This window comes from Sphingomonas bacterium (assembly GCF_903643065.1).
GTDB lineage: Bacteria > Pseudomonadota > Alphaproteobacteria > Sphingomonadales > Sphingomonadaceae > Sphingomonas.
The window spans coordinates 1-4,362 of the sequence record NZ_CAHJWX010000246.1; the positions used below are offsets into that span (position 1 = coordinate 1).

Below are 4,362 nucleotides of genomic sequence, written 5' to 3' on the forward strand. Positions count from 1 at the left end.
GGCTGGACGCTCCGACGAACCAAGCGGCCGGGGGAGACCGCCGCGTCAGAGCTCATCTCGTTCGGCAAGACGAGCGTTGCCGCCGACCTCAGACGCGGACGGGTGAGTAAATCGCATCCCTGCGGCTGGGTATGCGACGTTCCTGCCGTTGCATGACGTGCCCGGCCAACCGCATCTGGTGGCTGAAGACGCTTTTGAAACGACGAGATCGCCAGCTGCGCCCGCACCGCGATCTGGCACGCCACCGTCGCTCTTACCCGCGCTGTTGAAGCAGCGATATCCTCGCGCACTCGCAGGATGCTGCCCGAAGCGGGCTTAGCAGCCGGTGCCGGTCGCCGCAAATCCAACCGTGAGCTCGCGCACCCAGGGCGCGGCGGTTCGCCAGCTCCGTTCGTGCGCGGCGATCGTTTTTTCGAACGTGAGCGACTGGGCGATTTCGTCGACCCCGTCGAGCAGGCGCTGCCGCCGCTGCGGATCGGTCGAAAAGTCGATCACCTCGCCGTTTGCACGCACGATGGTTTGCCGCTGGAGATCGACGGTCATCGTCGCGGTGTTCGGCTGTTCGGCATCAGCCATCAGCCGTTCCACCTTCGCCGCGTCGAGCACGATCGGCAACATGCCATTCTTGAAGCAATTGCCGTAGAAGATGTCGGCGAAGCTCGGCGCGATGATGCAGCGAATGCCGAAGTCCTCGAGCGCCCAGGGAGCGTGTTCGCGGCTCGACCCGCATCCGAAATTGTCGAGTGCGACCAAGATTTCCGCGCCTCGCCATGGCAGGCGATTCAGCGGGAAGTCGGGTCGCTCGGCGCCGTCCATGTCGAAGCGCTGCGCGTGGAACAACGCCGTACCCAGACCCTTGCGCGACACGGTCTTGAGGAAACGCGCGGGCAGCAGCATGTCGGTATCGACATTGGCGACCGGCAGCGGTGCGGCGATCGCTGTCAGGCGGGTGAACGGCGTCATCGTGCCAGCGTCCGCACGTCGGTCAGCCGGCCGGTAACCGCCGCCGCCGCCGCCATTGCCGGCGACATCAGATGGGTGCGCCCGCCGGGGCCCTGCCGTCCCTCGAAATTGCGGTTGGAGGTCGACGCGCAGCGCTGCCCCGGCTGCAGCCGGTCAGGGTTCAAACCCAGGCACATCGAGCAGCCGGCGTCGCGCCACTCGAATCCGGCGGCGCGGAACACCTGGTCGAGTCCCTCCGCTTCGCCCTGCGCCTTTACCTGGCCCGATCCCGGCACGACCAGCGCGCGTACACCCGGTGCAATGTGCCGGTCACGCGCCACGTCTGCGGCGGCGCGCAGATCCTCGATCCGCGCGTTGGTGCACGACCCGATGAAAACGATGTCGATCGGCAATCCCGCCAACGCGGCGCCGGGGGCGATGTCCATGTAGGCGAGCATCCGCTCGACCTGTGCCCGCTGCCGCGGTTCCGCTTCGCGGGCCGGGTCCGGCGCATGGCCGCCGATCGTGGTCACCGCCTCGGGGCTGGTGCCCCACGTCACCATTGGCTCGATCGTCGCCGCGTCGATAACGACGGTACGGTCATAGTTGGCGCCAAGGTCGCTCGGCAGCGTGCGCCACTGCGCGACCGCGTCGTCCCATGCCGTGCCCTCGGGCGCGAACGGCAGCCCCGCGAGCCAGGCGAAGGTGGTGTCGTCCGGCGCGATCATGCCGGCACGCGCACCGGCCTCAATCGCCATGTTGCAGATCGTCATCCGTCCCGCCATGTCGAGCGCGCGGATCGCGCCTCCGGCATATTCGATGACGTGGCCGGTCGCGCCGCCTGTGCCGATCGCCCCGATTATGTGCAGCACGATGTCCTTGGCCGTGACCCCAACCCCGAGCGTCCCATCGATCCGCACCAGCATCGTGCGCGAGGGTTTCTGCACCAGCGTCTGCGTCGCGAGCACATGCTCGGCCTCGGACGTGCCGATGCCGAATGCCAGCGCGCCAAACGCGCCATGCGTCGAGGTATGGCTGTCGCCGCAGACGATCACGGTTCCCGGCAGCGTCAGGCCCAACTCGGGACCGATGATATGAACGATCCCCTGGTGCCGGCTGGTCAGCGGAACATAGGGGATGCCGAATTCGGCGCAGTTGCGCTCCAGCGTCGCGACCTGCAACCGGCTGTCTGGATCGGTGATCGCAGCAAGACCACCCGCGCGATCTTCGGTCGGGACGTTGTGATCGGCGACCGCGAGCGTCAGCTCGGGCCGGCGCACGCGGCGTCCGGCCTCGCGAAGGCCGTCGAACGCCTGCGGGCTGGTCACCTCGTACAGCAGATGCCGATCGACATGGAGCAGACACTCGCCATTGCCGAGATCGACGACCTGATGCGAGTCCCAGACCTTTTCGTATAATGTGCGCGGTGCGTTCATGCCGCGCGGTCTAGCCCGATGCAGCCCGCACCCGCCAGCGCGGTACGGACCCGTCCGCCGACCGGCGCGCCGGGCAGCGCGGCAGCGTCCCGCGCGACGGCGATCAATGCGGCGAGATCGATGCCGGTTGCGATGCCCATCTCATTGAACGCCCACACCACGTCTTCCGTCGCGACATTGCCGGTCGCTCCCGGTGCGAAAGGGCAGCCGCCGAGTCCGCCGAACGCGGCGTCGAGCACGGCAACGCCCGTCTGGAACGCGGCCAGTGTGTTGGCGACGCCGAGGCCGTAGGTGTCGTGGCCGTGATACGCCCAGCGCGGCTCGCCATGGCGCGCCATCGCCATGGTAAAGAGTGCGCCGACCCTGTCGGGCGTAACGCGACCGGTGGTGTCGCACAGCGCTATCTCGACGTTCGGGCGGATAGGCACCAGCTCGTCCAGGATTGCCAGCGTCGCCGCCGCGTCTACCGCGCCAATGAACGGGCAGTCGAAAGCGGTCGCGATGTTGAGCCGTACACGAACCCCGGTTGGCAGCGCCGCGGAAAGTCGACGATACTCCTCGATCGATTCCGCTGGCGTTAGCCGCACGTTATTCATGTTGTGCTTCTCGCTGACGGACAGCACGAAAGCGATGTGGTCGGCTCCCGCCGCCAGCGCCTTGTCACAATAACGCTGATTGGGGACGAGCACCTGCACGTCGAGCCCGGGCAGCGCGCGCGCCGCCGCCAGCACCTCGACGGCATCGGCGAGCTGCGGGATCGCGCGGTCGCTGACGAAGGCGGTTGCCTCGATCCGGCGCAACCCGGCGGAGTGAAGCTTGCGGACGAGATCAATCTTGGTCGCGGTCGGGATGAAGGGACCGATCGGCTGAAAGCCGTCGCGCGGGCCGACTTCGACGATGGTGGCAGTGGCGGGCATCAGACGACTCCTTCCTCGATGAGCCGGGCGATCTCATCCGGCGGAATGCCGAGCAGGCCGTGCAGCACCTCCTCGTTGTGCGCGCCGATCGCGGGACCGGGCCAGCGAACCGCGCCGGGAGTCTCGACGACATGCGGCACGATCCCGGCCTGCAGCACCTCGCCTCCAAACGCCGGGTCCGGCACCGCCCGCACCATCGCGCGTTCGCGGTATTGTGGATCGGTGGCGATGTCGGCGGCGGTATAGACGCGCGAACTGGGAATGTCGGCCTCGGTGAGCAGCGCGATCAGCGCGTCGGCGCTGTATTTACGAGTCCATGTCCCGATCAGCGCGTCGAGGGCAACGACATTGGCGACGCGCGCTTGGTTGCCGGTAAATTCCGGCGTGCCGACGAGTTCGGGCCGGCCTACGAGTGTCATCAGCCGCGCGAACAGCGGCTCGGAATTTGCTGCGATCAGGACGAATGCGTTATCGGCCGTTGCATAGGCGTTGGTCGGCGCGGCGGTGGCGATACCGCCGCCGGTAGGCTGCTTGACCCGGCCCAGCGCGCCATACTCAGGGAGCATGCCCTCCATCAGGCTCAGCACGCTTTCGGTCAGCGCGACGTCGAGCGTGCGCGCGCGGCCGTCCCCGCCGCCGCGGTCGCGCTGCCAAAGCGCCGCAAGCACGCCGAGCGCCGCATAGAGCCCGGCAAGCGAATCGCCAATGCTGACCCCGACCCGCACCGGCGGCAGGTCGCTGGTGCCAGGCGCGTGATCGGTGAGGTGGCGAAGGCCGCCGATCGCCTCGCCGATCACGCCAAAGGCGGCGCGGTCGCGATACGGGCCGGTTTGGCCATAGCCCGAAATGTGCGCGACGATCAGGCCCGGTCGCTCGGCCTGCAAGGTCTCGGGGCCGAGCTCGAGCTTGGCGAGCTGGCCGGGGCGGAAGTTCTCGATCACCGCGTCGCACTCCCGCACCAAGCGCAGGACGATCCGCTTGGCCTCGGGTCGCTTGAGATCGAGCGTGACGCTGCGCTTGTTGCGGCCGTGCATCGACCACCAGAGCGATTGGCCGTTCACCTGCGC

5 protein-coding genes are annotated in these 4,362 nt (G+C 67.9%); all 5 read right to left on the minus strand.

Going from position 1 to position 4,362, the window contains the following annotated elements; translation table 11 throughout:
* A partial coding sequence (locus HUU95_RS14345) for a hypothetical protein (RefSeq protein ID WP_217429804.1) occupies positions 1–245 on the minus strand: 245 nt, incomplete at its 3' end.
* A 70-nt stretch (positions 246–315) separates the two neighbouring features.
* Positions 316–963, minus strand: a complete 648-nt coding sequence (leuD, locus tag HUU95_RS09495; RefSeq protein ID WP_174279892.1) for a 3-isopropylmalate dehydratase small subunit — start codon at positions 961–963, stop codon at positions 316–318.
* Positions 960–2,378: a 3-isopropylmalate dehydratase large subunit gene (leuC, locus tag HUU95_RS09500; RefSeq protein ID WP_174279893.1), complete on the minus strand. Its 1,419-nt coding sequence runs from the start codon at positions 2,376–2,378 to the stop codon at positions 960–962. Before leuC ends, leuD begins: the two co-directional genes overlap by 4 nt.
* On the minus strand, positions 2,375–3,295 hold the full coding sequence (locus tag HUU95_RS09505; protein WP_174279894.1) for a hydroxymethylglutaryl-CoA lyase: 921 nt from the start codon (positions 3,293–3,295) through the stop codon (positions 2,375–2,377). Before HUU95_RS09505 ends, leuC begins: the two co-directional genes overlap by 4 nt.
* On the minus strand, positions 3,295–4,362 hold a 1,068-nt coding region (locus HUU95_RS09510; RefSeq protein ID WP_174279895.1), incomplete at its 5' end, for a CaiB/BaiF CoA transferase family protein. The genes HUU95_RS09510 and HUU95_RS09505, both read right to left, overlap by 1 nt.